The 22,425-nt window shown below is 74.7% G+C and carries 24 protein-coding genes and 3 pseudogenes; 16 read left to right on the top strand and 11 right to left on the bottom strand.

Annotation, left to right across the window (positions count from 1 at the left end; genetic code table 11):
- The first annotated feature begins 65 nt into the window (after positions 1-65).
- Positions 66-1,094, top strand: coding sequence for a phosphotransferase family protein (locus ACZ7IF_RS28005; protein ID WP_470976692.1), 1,029 nt, complete (start codon positions 66-68; stop codon positions 1,092-1,094).
- A gap of 24 nt (positions 1,095-1,118) precedes the next feature.
- On the opposite strand, the gene ACZ7IF_RS28000 is transcribed toward ACZ7IF_RS28005, so the two are convergent.
- Positions 1,119-1,379 carry a hypothetical protein gene (locus ACZ7IF_RS28000; RefSeq protein ID WP_470976689.1) on the bottom strand — a complete coding sequence of 87 codons (261 nt, stop codon included), beginning with the start codon at positions 1,377-1,379 and terminating at the stop codon, positions 1,119-1,121.
- A 431-nt stretch (positions 1,380-1,810) separates the two neighbouring features.
- Between ACZ7IF_RS28000 and ACZ7IF_RS27995 the strand changes: the two genes are divergently transcribed.
- Positions 1,811-1,987, top strand: coding sequence for a hypothetical protein (locus ACZ7IF_RS27995; protein WP_470976686.1), 177 nt, complete (start codon positions 1,811-1,813; stop codon positions 1,985-1,987).
- Between the two features lie 9 nt (positions 1,988-1,996).
- Here the strand turns inward: ACZ7IF_RS27995 and ACZ7IF_RS27990 are convergent, their stop codons facing one another.
- Complete coding sequence (locus ACZ7IF_RS27990) at positions 1,997-2,305, bottom strand: hypothetical protein (RefSeq protein WP_470976683.1); 309 nt, start codon at positions 2,303-2,305, stop codon at positions 1,997-1,999.
- Between the two features lie 110 nt (positions 2,306-2,415).
- Here ACZ7IF_RS27990 and ACZ7IF_RS27985 point away from each other — a divergent pair, with 110 nt between their 5' ends.
- Positions 2,416-2,937, top strand: coding sequence for an NUDIX hydrolase (locus ACZ7IF_RS27985; protein WP_470976680.1), 522 nt, complete (start codon positions 2,416-2,418; stop codon positions 2,935-2,937).
- A 90-nt stretch (positions 2,938-3,027) separates the two neighbouring features.
- Positions 3,028-3,294 (top strand): DUF6225 family protein, encoded by a 267-nt coding sequence (locus tag ACZ7IF_RS27980; protein ID WP_125817431.1) that lies wholly within the window; start codon positions 3,028-3,030, stop codon positions 3,292-3,294.
- 51 nt (positions 3,295-3,345) lie between these two features.
- Here the strand turns inward: ACZ7IF_RS27980 and ACZ7IF_RS27975 are convergent.
- Positions 3,346-4,132 (bottom strand): annotated as a pseudogene (locus tag ACZ7IF_RS27975) (hypothetical protein); the annotation flags it as partial.
- A gap of 104 nt (positions 4,133-4,236) precedes the next feature.
- Here ACZ7IF_RS27975 and ACZ7IF_RS27970 point away from each other — a divergent pair.
- From ACZ7IF_RS27970 to ACZ7IF_RS27960, 3 genes are all read left to right on the top strand, one after another.
- The gene (locus ACZ7IF_RS27970; protein ID WP_470976677.1) at positions 4,237-4,716 is read left to right on the top strand and encodes a DUF2975 domain-containing protein; all 480 of its coding nucleotides are present in this window, start codon (positions 4,237-4,239) and stop codon (positions 4,714-4,716) included.
- Entirely contained in the window at positions 4,716-4,955 is a 240-nt protein-coding gene (locus tag ACZ7IF_RS27965) for a helix-turn-helix domain-containing protein (protein ID WP_470976675.1), read from the top strand. The genes ACZ7IF_RS27970 and ACZ7IF_RS27965 overlap by 1 nt, the downstream gene beginning before the upstream one ends.
- Positions 4,956-5,038: 83 nt before the next feature.
- Entirely contained in the window at positions 5,039-6,565 is a 1,527-nt protein-coding gene (locus tag ACZ7IF_RS27960) for a serine/threonine protein kinase (protein ID WP_470976673.1), read from the top strand.
- Here ACZ7IF_RS27960 and ACZ7IF_RS27955 read toward each other — a convergent pair.
- A pseudogene (locus tag ACZ7IF_RS27955) lies at positions 6,504-6,737 on the bottom strand (helix-turn-helix domain-containing protein); the annotation flags it as partial. The gene ACZ7IF_RS27960 and the pseudogene ACZ7IF_RS27955 overlap by 62 nt on opposite strands.
- A 93-nt stretch (positions 6,738-6,830) precedes the next feature.
- Between ACZ7IF_RS27955 and ACZ7IF_RS27950 the strand changes: the two are divergent.
- Positions 6,831-7,337: a GNAT family N-acetyltransferase gene (locus ACZ7IF_RS27950; protein WP_470976670.1), complete on the top strand. Its 507-nt coding sequence runs from the start codon at positions 6,831-6,833 to the stop codon at positions 7,335-7,337.
- A 103-nt stretch (positions 7,338-7,440) separates the two neighbouring features.
- Here ACZ7IF_RS27950 and ACZ7IF_RS27945 read toward each other — a convergent pair whose 3' ends face one another.
- Both ACZ7IF_RS27945 and ACZ7IF_RS27940 read right to left on the bottom strand, forming a co-directional pair.
- Positions 7,441-8,433: an alpha/beta hydrolase family protein gene (locus ACZ7IF_RS27945; RefSeq protein ID WP_470976667.1), complete on the bottom strand. Its 993-nt coding sequence runs from the start codon at positions 8,431-8,433 to the stop codon at positions 7,441-7,443.
- On the bottom strand, positions 8,430-9,353 hold the full coding sequence (locus ACZ7IF_RS27940; RefSeq protein ID WP_470976664.1) for a zinc-binding dehydrogenase: 924 nt from the start codon (positions 9,351-9,353) through the stop codon (positions 8,430-8,432). Before ACZ7IF_RS27940 ends, ACZ7IF_RS27945 begins: the two co-directional genes overlap by 4 nt.
- Positions 9,354-9,442: 89 nt before the next feature.
- Here ACZ7IF_RS27940 and ACZ7IF_RS27935 point away from each other — a divergent pair, with 89 nt between their 5' ends.
- Positions 9,443-10,372 carry a LysR family transcriptional regulator gene (locus ACZ7IF_RS27935; protein WP_470976661.1) on the top strand — a complete coding sequence of 310 codons (930 nt, stop codon included), beginning with the start codon at positions 9,443-9,445 and terminating at the stop codon, positions 10,370-10,372.
- Between the two features lie 28 nt (positions 10,373-10,400).
- Here the strand turns inward: ACZ7IF_RS27935 and ACZ7IF_RS27930 are convergent, their stop codons facing one another.
- Positions 10,401-11,027 (bottom strand): SRPBCC family protein, encoded by a 627-nt coding sequence (locus ACZ7IF_RS27930; RefSeq protein ID WP_470976658.1) that lies wholly within the window; start codon positions 11,025-11,027, stop codon positions 10,401-10,403.
- A gap of 161 nt (positions 11,028-11,188) precedes the next feature.
- On the opposite strand from ACZ7IF_RS27930, the gene ACZ7IF_RS27925 reads away from it, so the two are divergent.
- The 4 genes from ACZ7IF_RS27925 (at position 11,189) to ACZ7IF_RS27910 (ending at position 14,491) form a co-directional block, all read left to right on the top strand.
- Complete coding sequence (locus ACZ7IF_RS27925) at positions 11,189-11,842, top strand: TetR/AcrR family transcriptional regulator (protein ID WP_470976655.1); 654 nt, start codon at positions 11,189-11,191, stop codon at positions 11,840-11,842.
- A 55-nt stretch (positions 11,843-11,897) separates the two neighbouring features.
- A complete protein-coding gene (locus ACZ7IF_RS27920) occupies positions 11,898-12,989 on the top strand; it encodes a PP2C family protein-serine/threonine phosphatase (protein ID WP_470976652.1) in 1,092 nt (363 codons plus the stop codon).
- A gap of 74 nt (positions 12,990-13,063) precedes the next feature.
- Positions 13,064-13,615: a hypothetical protein gene (locus tag ACZ7IF_RS27915; protein ID WP_470976649.1), complete on the top strand. Its 552-nt coding sequence runs from the start codon at positions 13,064-13,066 to the stop codon at positions 13,613-13,615.
- A 177-nt stretch (positions 13,616-13,792) separates the two neighbouring features.
- On the top strand, positions 13,793-14,491 hold the full coding sequence (locus ACZ7IF_RS27910) for a DUF4232 domain-containing protein (protein ID WP_470976647.1): 699 nt from the start codon (positions 13,793-13,795) through the stop codon (positions 14,489-14,491).
- Here the strand turns inward: ACZ7IF_RS27910 and ACZ7IF_RS27905 are convergent.
- The 3 genes and pseudogenes from ACZ7IF_RS27905 to ACZ7IF_RS27895 all read right to left on the bottom strand — a co-directional run bounded on the left by ACZ7IF_RS27905 (position 14,488) and on the right by ACZ7IF_RS27895 (position 18,018).
- A pseudogene (locus ACZ7IF_RS27905) lies at positions 14,488-15,103 on the bottom strand (DoxX family membrane protein). The gene ACZ7IF_RS27910 and the pseudogene ACZ7IF_RS27905 overlap by 4 nt on opposite strands.
- Before the next feature lie 148 nt (positions 15,104-15,251).
- Positions 15,252-16,304: a hypothetical protein gene (locus tag ACZ7IF_RS27900; RefSeq protein ID WP_470976644.1), complete on the bottom strand. Its 1,053-nt coding sequence runs from the start codon at positions 16,302-16,304 to the stop codon at positions 15,252-15,254.
- A 97-nt stretch (positions 16,305-16,401) separates the two neighbouring features.
- Entirely contained in the window at positions 16,402-18,018 is a 1,617-nt protein-coding gene (locus ACZ7IF_RS27895) for an FAD-binding oxidoreductase (RefSeq protein WP_470976641.1), read from the bottom strand.
- A gap of 70 nt (positions 18,019-18,088) precedes the next feature.
- Between ACZ7IF_RS27895 and ACZ7IF_RS27890 the strand changes: the two genes are divergently transcribed.
- Complete coding sequence (locus ACZ7IF_RS27890; RefSeq protein WP_470976638.1) at positions 18,089-18,718, top strand: TetR/AcrR family transcriptional regulator; 630 nt, start codon at positions 18,089-18,091, stop codon at positions 18,716-18,718.
- 10 nt (positions 18,719-18,728) lie between these two features.
- Here the strand turns inward: ACZ7IF_RS27890 and ACZ7IF_RS27885 are convergent, their stop codons facing one another.
- Positions 18,729-19,154, bottom strand: a complete 426-nt coding sequence (locus ACZ7IF_RS27885; RefSeq protein ID WP_470976635.1) for a subtilase-type protease inhibitor — start codon at positions 19,152-19,154, stop codon at positions 18,729-18,731.
- A gap of 338 nt (positions 19,155-19,492) precedes the next feature.
- On the opposite strand from ACZ7IF_RS27885, the gene lanKC reads away from it, so the two are divergent.
- The gene (gene lanKC, locus ACZ7IF_RS27880) at positions 19,493-22,090 is read left to right on the top strand and encodes a class III lanthionine synthetase LanKC (RefSeq protein WP_470976632.1); all 2,598 of its coding nucleotides are present in this window, start codon (positions 19,493-19,495) and stop codon (positions 22,088-22,090) included.
- Between the two features lie 37 nt (positions 22,091-22,127).
- Complete coding sequence (locus tag ACZ7IF_RS27875; protein WP_401238381.1) at positions 22,128-22,274, top strand: SapB/AmfS family lanthipeptide; 147 nt, start codon at positions 22,128-22,130, stop codon at positions 22,272-22,274.
- The last annotated feature ends 151 nt before the right edge of the window (positions 22,275-22,425 follow it).

The following is a 22,425-nucleotide window of genomic DNA, read 5'->3' as shown; positions in this document are numbered from 1 at the left end:
CGGTTCCGCCGGTTCGCGGCGCATCGCCCGGCTGATGGTCCACGGTCGGACGGAAGGATGAACGCATGTGGCCACGACTGCCGTTCGGGAACGAGCTGCGGGCGGAGCTGGGGACACCCGGACGCTCCCGCAGGCTGGGCAGCAGCCCTCGGTCGCGTGTGTGGCGCGTCGTGTTGCCGGACGCGACGGTGGTGGTGAAGCAGGTCGTCGACGGTCCTGATGCCGATGAGCGCTACGCCCGCGAGGTGACGGCGCTGCGGCTCGCCGCCCGGGGGGAAACTCCCGTGGTGCCCGCGCTGCTGGCCACCGATCCCGGCGAACGGGTGCTGGTGCTGGAGCATGTGGAGCACCGGCCCCCGGCCGGGGACTGGATCGTGGGTTACGCGGGCGCGTTGGCGCGGCTGCACGCGACCGCGTGTCCGGAGGACGTCGGGGCGCTTCCGCGGTGGCAAGGGCCTGGCCGGGCGGATGTCGACGCCTTCCTGCGGCTGGCCGTCGCTCTGGACGTTCCCGTCATGCCTCACGTAGCCGGTGAGCTCCACGACCTCGTGGAGCGGCTCGGCCGGGCGGGCGGGCACGCCCTTCTCCATGGGGACCCCTGTCCCGGCAACGACCTCCACACCGCCACGGGGGTCAGGTTCGTCGACTTCGAGCAGGCCTCACTGGGCGACGGCTTGATGGAGCTCGCCTATCTGCGCATCGGCTTCCCGACCTGCTGGTGTGTCACTTCGGCCTCGGAGCCGCTGCTGCAACGGGCCGAGAGCGCGTACCGCGACGCGTGGCGCACCGCGACCGGCTCCGAGGCCCCGGGTGACCTCACTGACGCGTGCGCCGGCTGGCTGCTCCGCGGCGACGGGCTGGTCGAGCGGGCCCGCCGCGAGGGCGCCGACCACCTGGCCCGCATTCCGCACCGCGACTGGACGTGGGGCACGGCGACGGCCCGGCAGCGGCTCGTCCACCGGCTCGGTGTCGTCGGCGAGATGGCGGCCGGCCACAGCGCGCTCGGCGGCTTGGGCGGCCTCAGCGCGGCCATGCGCCGACGCGTTCTCGCTCGCTGGCCCGGGCTCCGGCCGGTTCCGGCAAGGCGTCCGTAGCGGAGCCGCCGGGGCGGGGGGTCGCTACCCGAGCCAGACGATGTCCAGGACCGACAGGCGGCGCAGTGGCCGGTTGATCCAGTAGACGACGGACAGCGCGTCGGCGGAGGCGATGCGTACGTCCTCGCCGTCGGGGTCGCCGATGTCCCACTGGTGGAAACCCCACGGTCCGGCGGACGCGGCGTCCAGGATGTCCCAGGCCGTCTCCTCGGCGTGCTCGGGCAGGGTGGTGAGCACCTTCGCGGCATGCGGGGACAGTCGGATCGTGTACGGCGGGCTGGTCATCGGGCCCTGCTCCGCGGTTCGTTCAGGTCGTCCTCCTCGACAGCGGCCCGGCCCGGCCTGGGTGGACCTCCGACAATCTATCGGCTGGAGGGCGGGTGCCTCACGGCATCCGCCCCTGCCCCCGTCCGACGGCTGCCGCCCGCGCACGCCCGTCACCCGGGCCGGTTCAGCGCGGCACGGGGTCGCCCCTGGAGGTTGCCTTCCCCACGGGGCCAAGGGCACGGGGCCCGGGGGCCCGACGGAGTACGCAAGACCAGGCAGCGCCCGGATGGGCCGGCTGCGCCGCATGTCCTCCTGTCTCCCCCGTGCGGGGGAGGCACAGTCGCGACCTGCGGAGGATCCCCGGCGACCGGGCCGCGGGCGACGATCAAGACGTACGCATTGCCGTCACCGTCACCGTCACCGTCACACATCCGGATCGGAGCCCCATTGTGCTGAAGTGGACCCTGCGCGCCGTCGCCGTCCTCGCCATCGCCGCCGCGATCGCCGCCCCGGTGGCCGCGCCCGCCCCTGAAGCCGCCGCCGCCCCGCCCGCCGTCCCCGTCACCTCACCGGCAGCCGGACCTGACGCCCTGGGAGCCGAGCTCCCCTCTGCCGTCCACGGCTGAGGGGCTCGCCTACGCGACCCAGCAGGAGACGCCCTGGCCCCGGTGCCGGGCCGTGCCGGCGAAGGCGGCCAGGGCGCTCAGGATCGTTTCGGCGGTCTCCGTCTCGACCACCTCGCCGTCCTCCGCACGCTGCGCGGCCCACGAGACGGCGGCGTCGTTCAACGCGGACGGCTCGGCCCCGGCCGGTGTGCCGGACAGCCGGGGCGAGACCGCGAACACGGCACATCCGCGATCGTCCTGGCCGGCGACGGCACGGGGTTCACCGGCATCGCCGGGTTCCTCGAAGCCGCCGCCGGCGAGAAGGGATTCCCGCTCCACCGCGGCCTCTTCGGGGTCGAAGGTGCCGGAGGAGAGCGACTCGGATGCTCCTCGGCCTTATCCTCGACGGCCTTGAGACCCGTGCTCCCGCACCACGAGGGGAATGACAGATGGCGAACGGCGATCCGGCCGCGTTCCACCAGATCAAGATCCGTGTCGCGGGCTTGGTGGTGGACGGGCGGGACGTGGCGCTGATCCGGCGCACGAACAGCCGGGGGACGGCCCACTATTCCCTGCCGGGCGGCAACGTGGAGCCCGCCGAGCCGCTGCCCGACGCCCTGCGGCGAGAGCTCCGGGAGGAGCTCGGGCTGACTGCGCAGGACCTCGCGGAGGCGCCGCGCTTCATGTGGCTGCTGGATGCCATGGTGAGCCGGCCCGGCTCCACACCCCCGCGCAAGCTCCACCTCGTCTACCAGGTCCGCCTGAGTCCAGGAGTCCGTCCGAAGCTGAGGGCGTTCGAGGACGACGACGCGGTTGGCCGCGGGGAAGTCGTCTGGCTGCCCTTCGACCGGACCCGGGACCTCGCCCTCTTCCCGCCCGTGCCCATCGCCGATCTCGGGCTCGCCGAAGGCGTCGACACCGGATCGGCCCTGCTTCCCCCCTTGGACGACACCAACTACGAGTGGGTCTGACCGGAGCCGGTACGCAAGACGCAGGACCGGGCCCGTGGCATCCGGCGTGGCATGTTCCAACGTGGGAGGAGCCGTCACTACCCTCGGCGCATGGCAGACACGTTCGATCACGCTCCCGCGGTCTGGACCGCGAGGCAGCTGCGCTCCGCCCTGGCCGATGTGCCTGACGACGCCCCGATCAGCATCGGCGTCGCCGGCACTCCCGGCGACTTCGACGAGTACGACGAGTTCGTGCTCGTGGGCGCCGAACCCGTGGAAGTCGACCCCGGCGACGGCGAGGATCCCGGCACGCCCCAGGTCGAGTTCACCCTCTTCGCCGACGCCAAGGCAGGGCTGTACTACCTGGACATGGAGTGACGTCGGCCCGGTCCGCAAGCGCGGCCGGGGGCCCCGGCCGCGTCCTGCGGATCAGGCCGGCCCCGTGTTCCACGGCCATGCGGACGCGCGGCCGGCTTCGATGAGGCCGGCCGTCCGGAAGGCGGCGTCCGTGAGGCCGCCGGAGTGTGGCGGTGGGGGCCCGCGGGGCCGTGGGCCGGCCGGTATCCCGCGAGGTTCCACGTGTAGACCGGGACGTCGGCCGGGACCGGTTCCGCCGGCCCTGCGGGGCCGTGGGGCGCCGCCTGCTCGTCGGTGACGATCAGGACCCGGTCGTCCCGGTAGGGGGTCCGCACCGCCTTCGTGGTGTCGGCGCCGCCCAGGCTGTGGAAGGCGGCGTCCATCGGTCCGTGGAGCCGGCCCGCCAGGGCCTCCCACGTCATGCCCGCCTCGGCGAGCCGCTCGGAGCCGCCCGGCCCGGTCACCGCCGCGCGCCGCTCGTCCGCGGCCGCCCCCCTCAGCTCCCGGTGCCGGGTCGGCAACTGGTCGGAGCGAGTACAGCCGGCGTACGGCGTCGGCGACGCCGCGCTTCACGGGCCGCGGCACGCTCCGCCCGTAGGCCGAGGTCCAGTGGGCGAGCAGCTCGCCGGGCCCGTCGGCGTGCTGGAGCACCGAGTCGATCACGGACCGGTTGGACGGGCCCGCGGCGCTCCCGGCCGCGCCGCCGGGCCCTCACGTACGCGGCGGCGCCCACCGGGGACGCCGTTCGCATGTCGCCCTCGCCGCGCAGCCACCGCAGCAGGCCGGCCGTCCAGTCGGGGCCCTGGACGGCGAGTTCGCCGAGCGCATCGCGGGCGCGGTCGCGCCGCCCAGCCCACGACGGCCGTCGGGCCGCGCACCACCGACTGACGCGGGGCCGGGCCACCTTGCCTGACCTATTGAAATTCGATAGATTCACATCGTGATTCGATAGAAGGAGGGGCCATGGGAAAGCTGACGGTGCATGCCCTGCGCGCGGTGCTCGTGGTGATGCTCGCCGGCACGGTGTTCGTGCAGGCGTTGATGGTGTGGGCGTTGGCCGCGGACCCGGAGGAGGGGACGCTCCCGCTGACCCCGCTCCGCGTGATCGTGATCCTGGGAGCCGTGACGGTCCAGGCCGTCCTCGTCTGCGTCTGGCGGCTCGTGGCGATGGTCCGGCGCGGCACCGTGTTCTCCCATGCCGCGTTCCGGTACGTGGACGCCGTGATCGGCGCGTTCGTGGCGGCGGACCTGCTGGTGTTCTCGGTCTTCCTGGTGGCGGGCCCGCAGATGGAGCCGCCCGGGGTCCTGTTCCTCGGCGGGATCGGCATCGGGATCATCGGTGTCGCGCTCATCGTGCTGGTGCTGCGGATGCTGCTCGCCCAGGCCGTGGCGCGCGACGTCCAGGCAGCGCACATGCAGGCGGAGCTGGACGAGGTGATCTGATGCCGATCGTCGTCGACATCGACGTGATGCTGGCCAGGCGGAAGATGTCCGTGGGCGAGCTCGCGGACCGCGTCGGGATCACCCCCGCCAACCTCGCCGTGCTCAAGAACGGCCGCGCCAAGGCGGTGCGCTTCTCGACCCTCGCCGCGCTCTGCGAGGTACTCGCTTGTCAGCCGGGCGACCTGCTGCGCTGGGAAGCCGAGGACGCGGCGGACGTGTCTGCTGCATCCTGGGCCTGAGCCGGATCGGGGGGTACGGCGGGCCGGCCGAGGCCCGCGGGGCGCCCGCGGTCCGCGACGACCCTGCGTTCCAGGAGGAACAGGTGAGTTTGAGCGGGCTGCGGGCGGGGGACCCGGAGCGGATCGGCGAGCTGACGCTCGTCGGCCGGCTGGGCGCGGGCGGTATGGGTGTCGTCTACCTGGCACAAGGTCCTGACGGCCGGCTGGTAGCCCTCAAACGGCTGCGCGAGGACCTCGCCTCGGACGCCGGGTTCCGGGCGCGGTTCCGGCGTGAGGCCGCGACGTTGCTGCGCGTGCAGGGCGCGTGCACGGCAAGGGTGCTGGCGGTCGAGGTCGAGGCGAGCACCCCGTACGTCGTCATGGAGTACGTCCAGGGCCCGACGCTGTCGGAGTACGTCGGTGAACACGGGCCGCTGCGCGGTGACATGGCGCGGTTGTTCGCCGTCGGTCTCGCCGAGGCGCTCGTGGCGATCCACCGGGCCGGCGTCGTCCACCGGGATCTCAAGCCCGGGAACGTCCTGCTGTCGGAGCAGGGCCCGAAGGTCATCGATTTCGGCATCGCGCAGGCCGCCGACGCGACGGCGCTGACCCGCACCGGTGTCGCGGTCGGCACCGTGGGCTACATGGCGCCGGAGCAGGTTCGCGGACAGGCCGGGCCTCCGGCCGACGTGTTCGCGTGGGCGCTGACCGTCGCCTACGCCACCACCGGGCGGCCCCCCTTCGGCACCGGACCGGCCGACGTGGTGCTCTACCGGGTCCTGCACGAAGAACCCGATCTGGACGGTGTCCCCTCCCGCCTCAGGGCGCTGCTGACGTCGGCCCTGGCACGGTCACCCGAGCGGCGCCCCGCTCCGGCGCGCCTGCTCTGCGAGCTGACCGGCGGCGAGGGTCCCGGGGCGGACCTCGACACCGAGGCCGTCGGCACGGTGCTCGCCACGGCGTGGCGGATGCCGGAGGCGGCGGTACCGAAGCGGCGCGCCGCACGGACCGCTGCCGCGGCGGTGCTGGCGCTCCTCGTGACGGCCGGGATCCTGTGGGCGGTACTGCCCGGCAAAGGCCGCACGACGGCATCGGGGACGACCGCTCCTTCGAGCCGGGCGGCGAGCACGGCCCCGTCCTCGCCGCGGAACACGTCAGCGCCGCCCGCCGCTTCGGGGACGAGACCCGCGTCCGCTGCCCCCGGGCCGACGGCGCCGTCACCTCCGGCGCTGGCGGGCTCGATCACCAACACCCACAGCGGGCTGTGCGTCGACACCAACGGCCCGCAGCGGCCCGGGCTCGACGTGGTGCTCCGCGCGTGCGGGAATTTCAGCGGTCAGATCTGGCGCCACGACGAGACGCGCATGCGGCTCACGAACACTCCCAGTGGCCTGTGTCTCGACACGGACGGGAAGCCCGCCGGCGGGGTCACGGCAGTGCTCAACCCGTGCGGCGACTTCAGCGGCCAGCAATGGCGCCACGACGCCGCCACCGGGCGGTTCGGCAACCCGGCCAGCGGGCTGTGCCTGGACACGAACGGCCCCCCGGCCCTCGACCTCGGCCTGGTGCTCAACCCCTGTGGGAACTACACCGGCCAGTACTGGCGGATGTGGCAGAAGCGGGAAGGGTGACCTCGTGGGCCTCGCGGAACGCCCGGCTGAACCCGGTGGCGCTCTGGAAGCCCCAGCGAGCCGCGACCGCCTGAACGGACCGGCCGCTCAGCTCCTCGCACGCGAGGTCGGCGTGGGCGCGCTCCAGCCGACTTCGGCGGATACGTGCCGCGATGGTCAGGGGCTCGTCGCCACACCAGAGCGCCCCTCCCCCGGGAGGGGCGTTCCGTGTCATCGGCTCCTTGATCGGTGGCGCGCCGTTCGGCGTGCCGGGGAGAATGCGGGCATGCGCATAAGAGCCGTACGCCCGGACGAGCTGCCGCTCCTCCAGGACATCGAGAGGGCCGCCGGGCAGTGCTTCTGGGACATCGGCATGCCGGAGATCGCCGACGACGAACCACTCCCTCTCGGTGAACTCGCCCGCTACCACCACGCCGGGCTGGCCTGGGTCGCGGCCGACGACGCCGACGCGCCGGCCGCCTACCTGATCGCCGACCGGGTCGACGGCAACCTCCACGTCGAGCAGGTCTCGGTGCACCCCCGCAGCTCGCGTCGCGGTGTCGGCCGGCTGTTGCTGGAGCATCTGGCGGACCACGCCTCGGGCGAGGGGGCACCCGCCCTGACCCTCACCACGTTCACCCGGGTGCCGTGGAACGCTCCCTACTACGCACGCTGCGGTTTCCGGCTCATGGACGACGGCGGCCTCACTCCCGGTCTGCGGCAGATCCGCGAGCTCGAAGCGGCCCACGGCTTGGACCGGTGGCCGCGGGCCTGCATGCGCCGGGTGCTGTGACGTCCCGGTGAGGCGGACTGCGCCACCGCCGTGAAGGTGCTCCGGCAGCTGATCCGCAACGCCGGCGGGACGGCCGGCTGACGGACCTGCCCGGTCGGGCGGTTCAGGTCCCCGTCGCGGTCAGGGTGCGCGTGAAGTGGTCGGCGAGGTGGGGCAGCCAGTCGGTGCGGACGTTGCCGAGGAGGTGGTCGCCGTGCGGCACGCAGAGGTGGGTGCCGTGCGGTGCCAGGCGGGCCAGGGGTTCGCCGTTCGTGACGCCGGGGATGACGTCCGCCTCTCCGTCCACGACCAGCAGGGGGGCCGTGATCCGCGGTGCCAGGGCGGAGAGGTCCACGTGCCGTGCGAAGGCGCGGGCGGCGTCGGCGCCCCCGGTGCGGCGGGTCATGATGTCCCGCACCGGCGCGGGCAGTTCCTCCCAGTCGAGGCGGAAGGGCCCGCTGACGGTGGCGACCGCCGCCACCCGCGGCTCCAGGGCCGCGGCGCGGGCGGCGAAGTAGCCGCCCAGGCTGAGGCCGACGAGGCCGACGCGTGCGGCGCCGAGCGCGTCGACGACCCGGCTGACGACCTGCTCGTACTCCGGCTGGAGGGTCGTCGCGTCCGCGAGGACGCCCTGGCCCGGGCCGTCCACCGCGAACACGGCCAGGCCCCTGGCCAGCAGCGCGGACGCCAGGTCGAGGAACTCCTCCTTGGCCGAGTCCAGTCCGGGGACGACGACCACGGTGGCGGGCGCGTCGTCCGGGCCTCGCAGCCAGCCGGCGAAGCCGTCGCCGCTCACGCGTCGCGCACCGGGCTCCAGCAGGCCGAGGGCCCGGCCCAGGGCCTCGTCCGCGGCCGCGGCGGCACGGCCCGCCCGCGCGTGGGGCGCGAGCGTGGCGAGGTGGAACCACCGGGCCGCCATCAGCAGGTGTTCACCCGCGGACACGGACGAGGCCGCCCGGTCGGCGCGCGTGAGGTGGGTGTGCGCGGTGCGGGCGAGGGCCGGTCCCCAGTCGTCGACGGACGTGAGGGCGTCGGTGACGCGCCGGTACTCGTGGGGGTCGACTCCCGCGCCGGTGGCGCGTGTCCACTGGGCGGCTGCGAACTCGTGGGCGTTCATCGTGCGGTTCCTCCGGTCAGCAGGACGGCTTTGCCTCGGATGCGGCGTTCTCGCAGGTCGACCAGTGTGTCTGCGGTCCGCGTCCAGTCTGCGGTCCGGCCGGTCTCGGGGTGCAGCCGGCCTTGTTCCACCAGGCGCACCAGTGCCGCCAGGTCGGGGCCGTAGGGGGCACCCGCGTAGTGGAAGTGCCGGATCGTGACGCGTTCGGGCCCGTTCAGCAGGTCGAAGAAGTCGAGGGTGACCGGGGTGCGGCTGGCCTGGCCGAACCAGACGAGGGTGCCGCCGGGGCGCATCCTGGACAGTGCGGCCGGCAGGGCGGTGCCGCCCGTGGACTCCAGTACGACGTCGAACGGCCCTTCGGCCTCGGTGACGTCGTGCACCACCCGTGCGCCCAGTGCCGTGAGCCGCTCGCCGCGCTGCGGCGTGGCCGTCACCGCGGTCAGCTCCGCTCCGGCCCCGACGGCCAGCTCGGTGACGTAGTGGCCGACGCCGCCCGAGGCGCCGGTCAGCAGGACCCGCTGCCCGGCCAGGGAGCCCGCCGTGCGCAGCAGGCGCAGGGCGGTGATCCCGGCGAGCGGCAGGGCCGCCGCCCGGGCGCTGTCGATGGTGTCCGGGAGCACCGCGAGGGAGTGGGTGGGCACGGCCGCGTACTCGGCCCAGCCGCCCTGGGCCGGATGCCCGACGACGCGGGTGCCGGTGCCGGGGCCGGAGCCGTCCGCCGCGGCCTGGACGACGAGGCCCGCGATGTCCTTGCCGGGCAGCCAGCCGGGCCTGGGGTGTTCGAGGAGGAAGGTCTCGCCGCGGTTCGGTGCGAACGCGTCGACCTTGACCAGTGCCTCGTCCGGCTCCGGGACGGGCTGGGGGGCCTCGGCGAAGGCGACCGGTCGCGTCGCGTCCCCGGTGGGAATCAGTCTTTGCATGCCGAGGATGCAACACCGGTGGCCGCCCGCTGATCCAACAACCGGCGCGCGAGGCCGACAACCGATGGTTGTCGCCTATGGTGAGGGCCATGGATCTTGATGTGGCGCAGGTACGTGCCTTCGTGCGCGCCGCAGAGGAACTGCACTTCGGGCGGGCGGCCGGGATGCTCGCCATCTCGCAGCAGGCGCTGTCCAAGCGGATCGCGCGGCTGGAATCCCTGCTCGGCACCCGGCTGTTCGAGCGCGGCGGCACCGGTGTCCGGCTCACCGATGCCGGACGGCGTTTCCTGGCGCCGGCCCGGCACGCCGTGGCCGCCGCCGACACCGCGGTCGCGGCGGCCGCCGGGACCGGCCGGCCGCTGCGCGTGGACGTCTGGGGGCACCTGTACGCGCCGATGCGGACGCTGGCCCAGGTCGCCGCGGGGGCCGGGGAACTGGTGCCGGGGCACGGCCGTGATCTGCCCTCGGTCGCGGCGGCACTGCTGGACGGTGACATCGACGCGGCCTTCGGCCGGGTCCACCCTCCGCTGCACGGCGGACTGGCGCACCGGCTCATCCGCCTCGAACCCGTGGACGCCGTACTGGGCACCGCCCATCCCCTCGCTTCCTCGGCGGCGCTGCGGCCCGGGCAGCTGCGCGGCAGCGTGCTGTGGGCACCCGGCACGCTGGACCGCCTGGACTTCCTCCACCAGTTCGCCGACCGGTTCGGCATTGCGGACCGGGCCACGAGCATCAACCTCGGGCTCGGCCACTTCCTCGCGGAGGTGGCCGGGGACCCGCGGCGGTTCTCGCTCGTGCCCGCCGACGTCCCCCTGCCGGACGTCCCCGGCCTGCGCTCCGTCCCGCTGGTCGACCCCACTCCGCTGTACGCCTGGTCGCTGCTGTGGCGCACCGGCGACGAGCACCCGGGGCTCGGCCGCCTCACCGCGGCCTGCGCCGCGGAAGCGGGGCGCAGCCGTTGGCTGGAGTACGACCCGGCGCGCGACTGGATGCCCGAACCGCCTACGAGCGGGCCCTAGGGGGTGCCCTCCGCGGCCGCGGAGGGCGTCACGGCCGGTGGTGGTGGGCGCGGGCCTCGGCGGTGGCCTTCAGGTCGTCCAGCCATGCTTCGAGTCCCTGGCGGAGGATGGCGGTCGCGGTGGGGACGTCCGCGTCGACCTGGGGGCCGGTGTGGGTCTCCTCGGTGCTCACCCGGATCCCGCCCGGGGTCTCGGTGAAGTTCCACACGTGGACGCCGTCGATGTGCAGCCCCTTCCCGGTCGCGGGGCCCGTCCAGCGGACGCAGGAGTGGTGCCGGAGCTGTTCGACGGTCGAGGTGATCTCCAGGCTGGTGGCCGGCGTCGGGTTGGGAGGTACCGGGGTGGTCCAGCGGAAGGCCGAGCCCCGGTGGAGGGGGCCGTGGTCGAGGCGTTCCGCGGTCGTGACGGGAGCCTGCCAGGACGGCCAGCGTTCCACGTCGGTGTGCAGCTTCCAGACCGTGCGGAGCGGCGCGTCGACGAGGACCTCGGCCCGGTGCCGGACTCGGGCGCCCGGGTCGACGCCGGCCCCGCGGCAGGTGAGGGGCTCGCCGGGGCGGGGGCCGTGGGGGTTACCCGCCGCGGCGGGTAACGCGGTGGCGCCGATGAGGGCGACGGCCGGCGGGAGGGTGAACAGGGCGGCGCGGATGCCGGACACGGTGTTCTCCTTCGACGTTCGGTGGCGAGCATGGCGAGCGGGAGAGGATCCAATGTTCGTTAGACGTTATAACCACACGGAAGTGAGAGGCAATAGGTTGCGTGATACCTTCTAACTCGCCGGGCGGACGGCACGGCGGGGGACGGGAAAGGCGGCCGGCCATGGCGGGAACGAGCGCGAGGACCCCGCGGGAGCGCTACCGGGCCCAGGTCCGCGCGGAGATCAAGGAGCGCGCCTGGGAGCAGATCGCCGCGGCGGGGGCGTCCGCGCTCTCCCTCAACGCGATCGCGAAGCAGATGGGCGTGAGCGGGCCGGCCCTCTACCGCTACTTCGCCGGCCGCGACGAGCTGATCACCGCACTCGTCCGCGACGCCTACCGGAGCCTCGCCGACACCCTCCGGGCGGCCGCCGCGGCCGGCGCCGGCCTGACCGGACTGGCGCACACCCTGCGGGACTGGGCCCTGGCGGACCCCCAGCGGTACTTCCTGCTCTACGGCACACCGGTCCCCGGCTACCACGCGCCCGAGGACACCACCGCCATCTCCGCCGAGATCATGACCACCCTGCTCCACGCCTGCGCGACCCCCGCTCCGGCCGCGCCCGCGACGCCGTTCACCGCCCACCTGGCGGAGCACCGCGACTGGGCCGGCGGCCACTCCGCCCCGCCCGAGGCCCTCCACCGCTTCCTGGCCTTCTGGACCCGCCTGCACGGCATCCTGTCCCTGGAGCTCGCCGGTCACTTCGCCCCGATGGGCTTCGACCCCGCCCTGCTGTTCGCCGCCGAACTCGACGGCCTCGGGACCCCCGGGGGCTGACGATCCCCGGCCGCACGGAGCGCTATGCCCTCATTGCGTGGATATCCTGTGAACTGTGATCGAGTCCGGACGGCCGCGGCTCCGTCGGCGCCCCGGCCCGGGAAGGCTTGTGCGGCTGTCGCCGGTCATCCTGACCGTCGTCATCGCCAGCCTGGCGTACACCACTCCGCCGGAGATGGCCTTCAGCCGCCTCCTGCCCGCCGCCCCGGCCCTCGCCGCCGCCATGTGGCCGGTACTCCCTACCGTCCTGCTCGGTACGGTCTGCCTGATCCTGATGATCGGCCTCAGCCTCGTCTTCCCCGACCTGGGGACGTGGTGGACGGCCGCCGGGATCATCGCGGTCACCGTCGCCGCCGCGTACGGAAGCCACCTGCGGCTCCAGCGCGAGCGCACCCTCTTCCAGGTGAGGCTGGTCGCCGACGCGGCGCAGCAGGTGGTGCTGAGCCCCATGCCCCGCCGCTTCGGCGACGTGGCGATCGAATCGCTGTACCTGGCGGCCGCGGCGGAGGCCCGCATCGGCGGGGACTTCTACGAGGTGGCCGACACGCCGTACGGGGTGCGGCTGCTCATCGGTGACGTGCGGGGCAAGGGGCTGCCCGCGGTGGGGGCGGCCGCGGCGATCGTCAACGCCTTCCGGGAGGCGGCCTACGACGAGACCGACATGGTCGACGTCGCACGCCGGATGGACGCCAGCAGCACCCGCTACAACGCCGCCTTCCCCGCCGACGGAGCGACGGAGCGCTTCGCCACCGCCCTGCTCGTCGAGATCCCGCACGAGGGCAGGCACATCGACATCCTCAACTGCGGACACCCTCCGCCGCTCCTCCTGAACCGCGGGGAAGTCCGTGTCCTCGAACCCGACGCCCCCTCGCCGCTGCTCAGTCTCGCGGAGCTGATCGGCGATCACTACAGCGTCGACAGCTTCGAGTTCGCCCCGGGCGACCTGCTGCTCCTCTACACCGACGGGATCGCCGAGGCCCGCGCCCGCGACGGCGAGTTCTTCCCGCTGACGGCCTGGATGCGACGGCAGCCCCCGACCCCGCCCCGCGAACTGCTCGCGGCCCTCCACCGCGACCTCCTCCGCTACAGCAGGGGACGGCTCGACGACGACGTCGCCGCCCTCGCCGTCCGCCTGAGTGAACCCTGAGGTCCGCCCCCGCGGCGGTGCCGGAGTCCGCCACCACGGCGGCGGGCCGCCCCCGGGCCCGCTACCCTGCGGACATGGTGTCCCCCTCCCGTCCCGGTCGTACGCGCCGTGTCGCGCTGGCGGTGGCCGCCGCCGCGGCCGCCACGGCGGTCGGGGTCTGGCTGTACCAGGACCTGGCGCGGCAGGGCGACTTCGACTCCGATCCGCGTCCCTGCTCGCTCGTGTCGGCGCAGACGGCCCGGCTGGTGGCGGGGCCGGCGGAGGGGGTGGAGGCCGAGTCGTCCTGCACCTGGGCGGGCCCCGGACGTGACCCGCAGCCGGTCCTGCAGGTGCGGGTGACCCGGCTGGGGACGCCGCAGGCGCGGGAGAGCTTCCGGCGGGTCAAGGAGGAGTCGGAGGGGAAGACGGGCCCGATGACGGCGGAGCTGTCGGACTTCGGCGACGAGGCGTTCTCACGCATCCGGTATCCCAGCGGGGGCAGGGTGACCAGCGAGGTCTGCTTCCGCCAGGGCAACGTGGTGGTCGCGGTCCGGTACGCACCGGTCGACGGCGACATCGACCCGTCCCACGCGGGCGCCTACGAGGTGGCCACGGAGGCGGCGGCCCGGCTCGGCAAGGGGAACTGACTCCGGGGCCGCGTGGGCGACCCCTCGGTGCGCCCGTGGCAGCACCTCGGCTCCCCGGGTGAGGGCGGCCGCCGGCTGGCAGGCCCCGACGGGGCGAGAGCGGTACCCGGCCGACTCCCCTGGAGGGGCCGCCGGTTACGGTTCCCGAACGTACGCACCACACGGGGGAGTTCCATCATGCGCATCCACCGGAGCCGTTCCGCGGCCCTGGCCACCTTCACCGGGCTCGTTCTCGGCCTGACGGGCTGTGAGGGCGGTGCCACGAGCGGGGCGCTCAAGGCACCCACGGCGAGCCCGAGCTCGGGCACGGCGGCCTCTGACGCCGCTCCGACGCCGACCCCGACGCCGACTCCGACGCCGTCCCGCACCGAGACGCCGGCGGCCGCCGCGAGCCCTGCCGAGGCGGGCACGGGCGGCAGCGGCGGGCCGGGCACCGAGGACAGCTACGCCTACACCCACCCTTGCTCCGCACGGGACATCACCGTCAAGCTGACCTCGCCGCAGGGCTTCCCGGCCACGGTCCGCGTCATCACGGTGACCAACAACGGCTCCACCACGTGCGGGCTCGCCTTCCACCCCGCCGTCGGCTTCAGCGCCAAGGGCACCGCCCTCGGCATCCAGGCGACGCCTCCCGACGGCCTCGGCGGTGCTCCGGCGCACCCGGTCCGGCCGGGGGCCACCACGTACGCGGCCGTGGACCTCAACCCGTCGGGCGGCAGCGGACCCGTCGCCGACGAGATCGTCATCCTGGCCGACCCGGACCACATGCCGAACGCGGTCAGCGTCAGGCTGCCGCTCGCCGCCCCCGGCACCGTCTCCCGCCCGAAGACCGGCCTGTACCACTTCACCGCCCACGACTCGTTCAAGACCCTCTAGGGAGTGTCCTGCTGCTGCCCGTGCGCCCGTTTGGCGACGACCGCGGCCGCCGCGACCGCGCTCGCGGTGAAGGCCAGTGCGAGCATCCACCGCTGGTCGAAGGTGTGCCCGGTGGCGTGGTCGAGGGAGTAGCGGCCCGCGCCGGCGAGGCCGATGGCAGCCGCTGTGAATCCGAGGAACGCCGGGTACTCGTATCCGCCGGCCTGTGCGAAGAAGCCGGCCGGAGCATGGACGGACACCGCGCCGGCCATGGCGCCCGCCGCCGCGGCGCCGGCGGCCGGGGTCGCGAGCCCTAGGACGAGCAGGGCCCCGCCCCCGGTCTCGCCGAGTCCGGCGGCCAGGGCGCTCTGCCGGCCGGGGGTGAAGCCCATGTGCTCCATGGCGGCGGGGGGGTTCTTCCCCCCCCCCCCCCCCCCACCCCCCCCCCCCCCTCCCTCTCCCCCCCCCCCCCCCCACCCCCCCCCCCCCCCCCCCCCCCCCCCTCCCACCCCCCCCCCCCCCCCCCCCGCCGAACCAGCCGAACAGCTTCTGGGTGCCGTGTGCCATCAGCACGGCCCCGGTCCCGGCGCGGAGGGCCAGCAGCGCGAGGTCGCGTCGGTTGATGCAGTTCATCGAAGTCTCCCTGGGACAACGGGGCCGGATGCCGGGAACATCCGTATCCATTCCGGGCGACGACGCCCCGCGTACGGGAACAGGTCCGCCGAACGGGCGAGCGACCGGGGGGGGGACCCGCCGCGGCCCGTGCCGGGACGCGTTCCGCTCACGCCGTCGCCGTGGCCGTGGCCGCGCCCTCCGGCGAAGGGGTGCCGGCGGGACGCGTCCGAAGCCAGTACGAACGGGCCGCGACGGTCAGGGCGATGCCGTAGACGGCGAAGGCGGCCACACCGATCCAGCCGACCAGCAGCGCGTCGCCCGCGGAGTGGAAGTCGCCACGCCGCATCGGCGCCACTCCGGACGTGGCCAGGGCCAGGTATCCGACCCCCACGACGCCGTACGGGGCGAGGGTGGCGGCGCCGAGCAGGGCGGGGGTGAGCGGGAGCCAGCGCGGCACGCGGCGGCCGCGCAGGAAGGGGGTCCAGCGCGGGAAGACCTGCCCCCAGGGGCGGACCAGGCCCCAGAGCAGGAACACGCCGAGGGCGGCCAGCAGGGCGGTGGGGTCCAGGCCCCAGGACTCCAGCGTGAGGAAGACGCCCGAGGCGCCGTTGCGCTCGGATACCGCGAGCACCTCCGCACCGGTGGTCCCCGCGAACGTCCCGCCGAACGCCCAGAGCAGCTTCATCGCCGCGTACGGGACGAAGGCCAGCGTCCCCGCCCAGGCGGCGAGCAGGACCGGGCGGGGTGCGGCGGACGGCGCCCGTGCGGTGGTGCCGGCGGGCGGCCGGCCGGACCGGGCCGTGGCCGCGAGCAGGACCGCCCCGACGGCCGCGAGGGCCTTGTTCGCAGCGGAGGCCCGGCTGTCCACCCCCTGACCGAACATCAGCGTGATGACGTCCATCAGCAGGCTGAACGCGGTGGTACCGGCCAGGGCGCAGAGCACCCAGAGCAGCGCCCGGACCACCGGCCGCAGCCCGTACAGCACCACCGCACCACCGGCCGAGGCCGACAGCGCGCCCAGCGCCGCGACCGCCCACCCCGGCCAGGAGCTCCCCGGGCCGCCTCCGTGATAGGGCAAGGAGGTCCCGGTCAGCGCGCACGCCAGGCCGAAGCCCGCGTACGGCACCGCCCACAGCATCGTCGCCGGGGCCGCCCACCGCTGCCACCGCTGCCACCGGGCGCTCCGGAGCGCCTCCGTCGTCCGTTCGGTACTGGTCATGTCCCGAACCTCGCACCGAGCACGGCGGCGCGGCGTCACCCGGCGGAACCATCTCCCTCCCCCGGCCGGGGGAGGCGGGGCGCGGCGCGGGACCCCGTCAGTCCACGAGCACGCCGGGGTTGAGGATGCCGCGGGGGTCGAGCGCGTCCTTCGCGGCCCGCAGGGCCAGTGCGAAGGGTTCGGGGCGCTGGAGGTCGTAGCCCGGCCGGTGGTCCCGTCCTACGGCGTGGTGGTGGGTGATGGTGGCGCGGTGCCGGTGCAGGACCTCGCCGGCGACGGTCTTGAGGCCGTCCCAGAGGGCGACTTCGCCGCCGGGCCGTCCTGCGGCGAGGACGGTGAAGTAGGGGGCCGCGCCGTCGGGGTAGACGTGCGTCAGGCGGCAGTTGACGGTGGCGGGGTGTCCGGTGGCCTTGAGTGCCGCCGCGCCGACCTCGGTGCGCACCGCGTCGATCAGGCCGGGGACGCGGTCCCAGGTGGCGGCCGTCTCGAAGGTCTCCGCCACCGCGCCCATCCGGACGAGGCCGTCGCGGAGGTAGGGCATCCGCAGGAAGGCCGCGCGCCACGCGCCCACGGCCGCGTCGCCGGCCGGTGTCCCGTCGGCTCCCCGGTCCGGGCCGGTGCTCCCGCCGCGGCGGCCGCCGTGGGAGCGGGCCAGCTCGACGGCGCGCGCGAGCCGGCCGTCGACCGGTTCGTGCGCGGACTCGAAGCCCAGGACGAGGACGGAGCCGCCGTCCTGGGCGGCGCCCGACAGGGCGGCCTCGCCCGGGTCGAGGAGGCGGCAGTTGGCGGGTGAGAGGTCGGACTGCGCGAGGTCGCGCACCGCGCGGAGGGCCGCGTGGAAGTCCGTGAAGGCGACGGCCGCGGAGGCCTTGTGGCGGGGGCGTTCCTGGAGGCGCATCCATGCTTCGGTGATGACGCCGAGCGCCCCTTCGGAGCCCAGGAAGAGGCGGTCGGGCGAGGGGCCCGCCCCTGAGGCGGGCAGGCGCCAGGAGCCGCTGGTGCCGGCGGGGGTGACCACGCGCATCGACTGGACGAAGTCGTCGATGCGGGTGCGTCCGGTGGCGTAGTGGCCGCCGGCCCGGGTGGCGAGCCAGCCGCCGAGGGTGGAGAACTCGAAGCTCTGCGGGAAGTGGCGCAGGGTCAGGCCGTGCGGGCGCAGCTGGGCCTCCAGGTCCGGCCCCAGGGCGCCGGCCTGGATGCGCGCGGCGCGGCCCGCGGTGTCGACCTCCAGGACGCGCCGCATCGCGGTCAGGTCGAGGGACAGCACCGCCCGGTGGGCGTCGCCCCGGTACTCGACTCCCCCGCTGACCGAGGAGCCGCCGCCGTAGGGGACGACGGCGGTCCCGTGGCCGCCGGCCCAGTCCAGGAGGTCGGCCACGCCCTGCTCGTCGGCGGGGCGGGCGACGAGGTCGGGGATGCGGCCGGGCTGCCCGCGCAGGGCGCGCGCCACGTCGCGGTAGGCCTTGCCCATGGCGTGGGCGGCGCGGTCCGCCGGGTCGGCGGTGACCAGGTGGGCGAGGCTGGGGGGCGGCTCGACGGCGGGGGCCCCGATGCGGAGGTCGCGTACGTCGGGGACGGGCAGGGGCCGGGCCAGGGTGCCGGGGAGCAGTGCCCCCATCGCGGCGCATTCCGCGTCGTCGGGGTGGGCGTCGGTCCAGCCCCAGCCCCACCAGGAGCGGGTGCGGGGGGCCGGGCGAGGGGTGGTGCCGTCCATGGAGGTACTCCAGAGGTCGCCGTGGCACAAATTTACCTTGCGGTAAATTACCTACTGGTAAGATCGATTCATGGCAACCCCTTCTTCAAGAGCCGGCACCAAGGGAGTCCCCCGCGAGCACCGCGCCCGCCAGATGCTGGACGCCGCCACGGAGGAGTTCGGCACCCGTGGTTACGCGGCCGCGTCGCTGCCCGCGATCGCCGCCCGGGTCGGCGTCACCAAGACGCTGCTGCACCAGTACTTCGGCACCAAGGAGGACCTCTACACGGCCTGCCTGGTCCCGGTCGGCGACCGGATCCTGGAGGCCGTCCGCGCGGCCATGGGGCCGGACGGGACCACCCCGCAGACCCCGCTGCGCGTGCTCGACGCGATCTTCACCGCGCTGGAGGGGCAGCGGGAGGCGTGGTTCGTGCTCTACGACACCACCCTGCCGCCGGACGGGGAGGCCGCGCGCGTGGCCGCCGGCTACTGGTCGGCCGTCGACCGGCTGGCCGCCGCCGGCACCGCCGAACTGCTGCGCGGTGCCGGATCCGCCGATCCGCTGGACGCCGACGCGCTCATGTACGTGTGGCGGGACCTGGTCGCCACCCTGGTCCGCTGGTGGGTCAAGCACCCGGAGCAGACCCCGGACGCCATGACCCGGCGCTGCGCCCGCCTGTTCGCGGCGGCCGCGGCCCTCGCCCCGGACGGCGGCCGCTGATCCCGCGGCGTCAGAAGGCGTAGAGCGCGTTGCCGTTCAGGGTCGCCGACATCTCGCAGGGGTTGGGGAAGGTGTGCTGCCACGAGATGCGGCTGCCGCGCCAGACGCCGTCCGCCGTGACCGTGACGGGGGCGTACTGCCGGGGGCAGGGGCGGTCCGGGGCCGGGGCGGCCAGCAGGCGGTCGAGCTTGCCGCCGGTGGCGCCCAGGGCGTCGCACGCGGCCCTGGGGTCGGGGTGCGTTCCCTCGGCGGTGTAGGCGCAGCTGAGGGTGGCGGCCCGCAGGACGGTGCCCGCGGCGGCGTCGCGGCCCTGGATGACGCTGAAGACCATGGCGGACGGTCCGTGCGGGGTCGCGGGCGCGGCCTGCGCCACGCCCGTGGCGCCGGCGAGGCAGAGGAGGGCGGCGGCGGAGACTGCTGCTAAGCGGTGACGCACGACAGGACTCGCTTTCGATTCAAAGGTTGAAACTGGCCCTATCTCTGCTATCCAGCGGCCAGTTGGGGGTGACATTGTCAGATATGAAAGGCCTCCGCACGTCGAGGATCGATTTACGGACGCCAGGTTCGGATATCGGATCCCTGGTGGCGGCGGCGAGCGGTTCACCACGGGGCCGTCCAGGGTGACCGGATCGGTGCGGCCGCGGGGCGGCACGCGGGGCGGGCGAGAGCCGGGTGACCCGTGCGTACTGCACGTCGGGCTGGTGACAAACGCGACTGTCGCCGCTTCCTCGCGGCGTGTCACCTTTGCTCCCGTCACCGACCGAGGGAGCAGGTGTGAGCAACGGGCACGCGGCGTACTGCGACGCCGACCGCTGGTTCTACGACGCCCCGTACCGGCGTGCCGGAGAGGGCTTCCCGGCGGCCGTCGCCCCCGTACCCGAGGGCTGGCGCTCGCACCGCAGCGGCGACTGGCTCGCCCTGCGCCCCCTCGGCCTGCGACTGCCCTCCCAGGGCTGGAAGATCCACGTGTCGGCCTGCCTCGACAACGCGGAGTCCGTCCTCGACCGGGTCCACGCCTACTGCGTGGAGCGGCGGATCGCCTTCAAGTTCGTGCCCAGCCGGTACCTGCTGCACCTGCGCAACGCCAAGTACGCGGACCGCGCCGCGAGCGGCAAGTTCCTCACCGTCTACCCCGCCGGCACGGACGCCTGCCGGGGCGTCGCCGAGGACCTGGACGCCCTGCTGGCCGGCGAGCCCGGCCCGTACATCCTCAGCGACCTGCGCTGGAACGACGGCCCCGTGCACCTGCGTTACGGCAGCTTCACCCTGCGGCACTGCTACGACGAAAGCGGCGAGCTGGTCCCGGCGATCGAGGAGCCGGGCGGACGGCTGGTGCCGGAGGTGCGCGGCCCGGTGTTCCGGCCTCCCGCCTGGGTGGAGCCGCCCGGATTCCTCCGGCCGCACCTGGAGCGGCGCTCCGCCGTCACCCTGGAGGGCATGCCCTACGCCGTGGAGCGGGCCCTGCACTTCTCCAACGGCGGCGGGGTGTACGCGGGCCGCGACACCCGCACGGGAGAGCCGGTCGTCCTCAAGGAGGCCCGCCCCTTCGCCGGGCTCGCCGCCGACGGGGCGGACGCCGTTGCCCGGCTGCACCGGGAGCGCAGGGCGCTGGAGCGGCTGGCCGGACTGGACTGCGTACCCGCAGTCCGCGGGGCCTTCACCGTCGGGGACCACCACTTCCTGGCGCTCCAGTACCTCGACGGCAAACCCCTCAACACCTACTTCGCCCGCCGCCATCCGCTGATCGAGGCCGACCCCGGCCCCTCGGAGCTCGCCGCCTACACCGACTGGGCACTGAAGATCCACGCCCGGGTGACGGAGGCCGTCGACGCCGTGCACGCCCGCGGCATCGTCTTCAACGACCTGCACCTGTTCAACATCATGGTCGCGGAGGACCCGGCCACCGGCGAACCCTCCGTCGCGCTGCTCGACTTCGAGGCCGCCGCCCACGTCGACGAGGGCCTGCGCCAGACGGTGGCCAACCCGGCCTTCGTCGCACCGCCCGGCCGGCGCGGCTTCGCCGTCGACCGGTACGCCCTGGCCTGCCTGCGCCTGGCCCTGTTCCTGCCGCTGACCAGTCTGCTGGTGATGGACCGGGGCAAGGCCGCGCACCTCGCGGACATCGCCGCCGAGCAGTTTCCCGTACCCCGTTCCTTCCTCGACGAGGCGGTACGGGAGATCCTCGCCGGTCCGGCGGACGGCTCCCCCGGCGGGCGGGCACCCGCCCCCGCCCTGCCGTACCTCCCGGCCCGCCCCGAGGACTGGCCCGCCGCCCGCGCCTCCCTCACGGCCGTCCTGCGCGCCACCGCCACCCCGGACCGCGAGGACCGCCTCTTCCCCGGGGATCCGGCCCAGTTCGCCACCGCGGGCGGCGGAACGGCCTTCGGCCACGGGGCCGCCGGGGTCCTGTACGCACTCGCCGAGACGGGCGACGCGCCCTGGCCGGAGGCCGAGGAGTGGCTGCTGGCCCGTACGCGGGACCCGGAGTCCGGCACCCCGCTCGGCTTCTACGACGGCCTCGCCGGACTCGCCTGGACCCACCACCGGCTCGGCCATCACGACCGGGCGCTCGCCCTGGTGGAGCGCCTGCTCGACCAGCCGTGGCAGTCCGCCGGCCCGGACCTGCACGGCGGCCTCGCCGGCATCGGGCTCGCCCTCGACTCCCTCGGCACGGCCACCGGCGACGGCACCCTGCACGGCGCCGCCCTGCGCTGCGCCGAACTGGCCCACGCCGCCGCCCCGGGGCTCAAGCGGACGGGGCTGCTCTACGGCCACAGCGGGATCGCCCTGCTGCACCTGCGCCTGTACGAGCGCACCGGGGACCCCGAACTGCTCCGGCGTGCCGGGCACTTCCTGCACCGGGACCTGGACCACTGCGTGACCAGCGCCTTCGGCACGCTCCAGGTGGACGAGGGCTGGCGCACCATGCCCTATCTCGGCGCGGGCAGCGTGGGCATCGGCGTGGTCCTCGACGACTGGTCCTGGCACGCGGCGGACGACCGCTTCGAGAAGGCCCGGCCCGAGATCGTCCAGGCGGCCCAGGCCACCTTCTACGCCCAGCCCGGCCTCTTCCGCGGCGCCGCCGGAATGATCCTGCACCTGTCCCGGACCACCACCCCCGGCCCCGGCACCCGTCCCGGGGACATCGGCCGGCAGATCGAGGCCCTGGCCCGTCACGCGCTCCCGTACGAGGGACGGCTCGCCTTCCCCGGCGAGCAGATGATGCGCCTGTCCATGGACCTGTCGACCGGCACCGCCGGCGCCCTGCTGGCCCTCGGCAGCGCCGCCACCGGCGGACGCGTCCACCTGCCGTTCCTCCCGCCGCCGCGCACCGCGGCGGCCCCAGAGCCGGTCCCCACCGGGGGGCCGTGACCCATCGGAGCACACCAGCGAAGGAAAGGAACCAGCCATGACCCTTCTCGACCTGCAGTCCATGGAAACCCCGAAGGAAGAGAACACCGAGGCCGCGCAGCTCGGCGGCGGCGGTGGGGGCGGCAGCCGCGCCAGCCTGCTCCTGTGCGGCGACAGCAGCCTGAGCATCACGACCTGTAACTGATCGGGTCCCGGGGGGGGGGGGGGGGGGGGGGGGGGGGGGGGGGGGACACCCCCCCCCCCCCCCCCACCCCCACCCCCCCCCCCCCCCCCCCCCCCCCCCCCCCCTTTCCCCCCCCCCCCCCCCCCCCCCCCCCCCCCTCCTTCCCCCCCCC

It is taken from the genome of Streptomyces sp. NPDC037421, from assembly GCF_055602105.1.
Note: the sequence above shows the minus strand (reverse complement) of the source record. Positions and strands in the feature narration are given on the sequence as shown.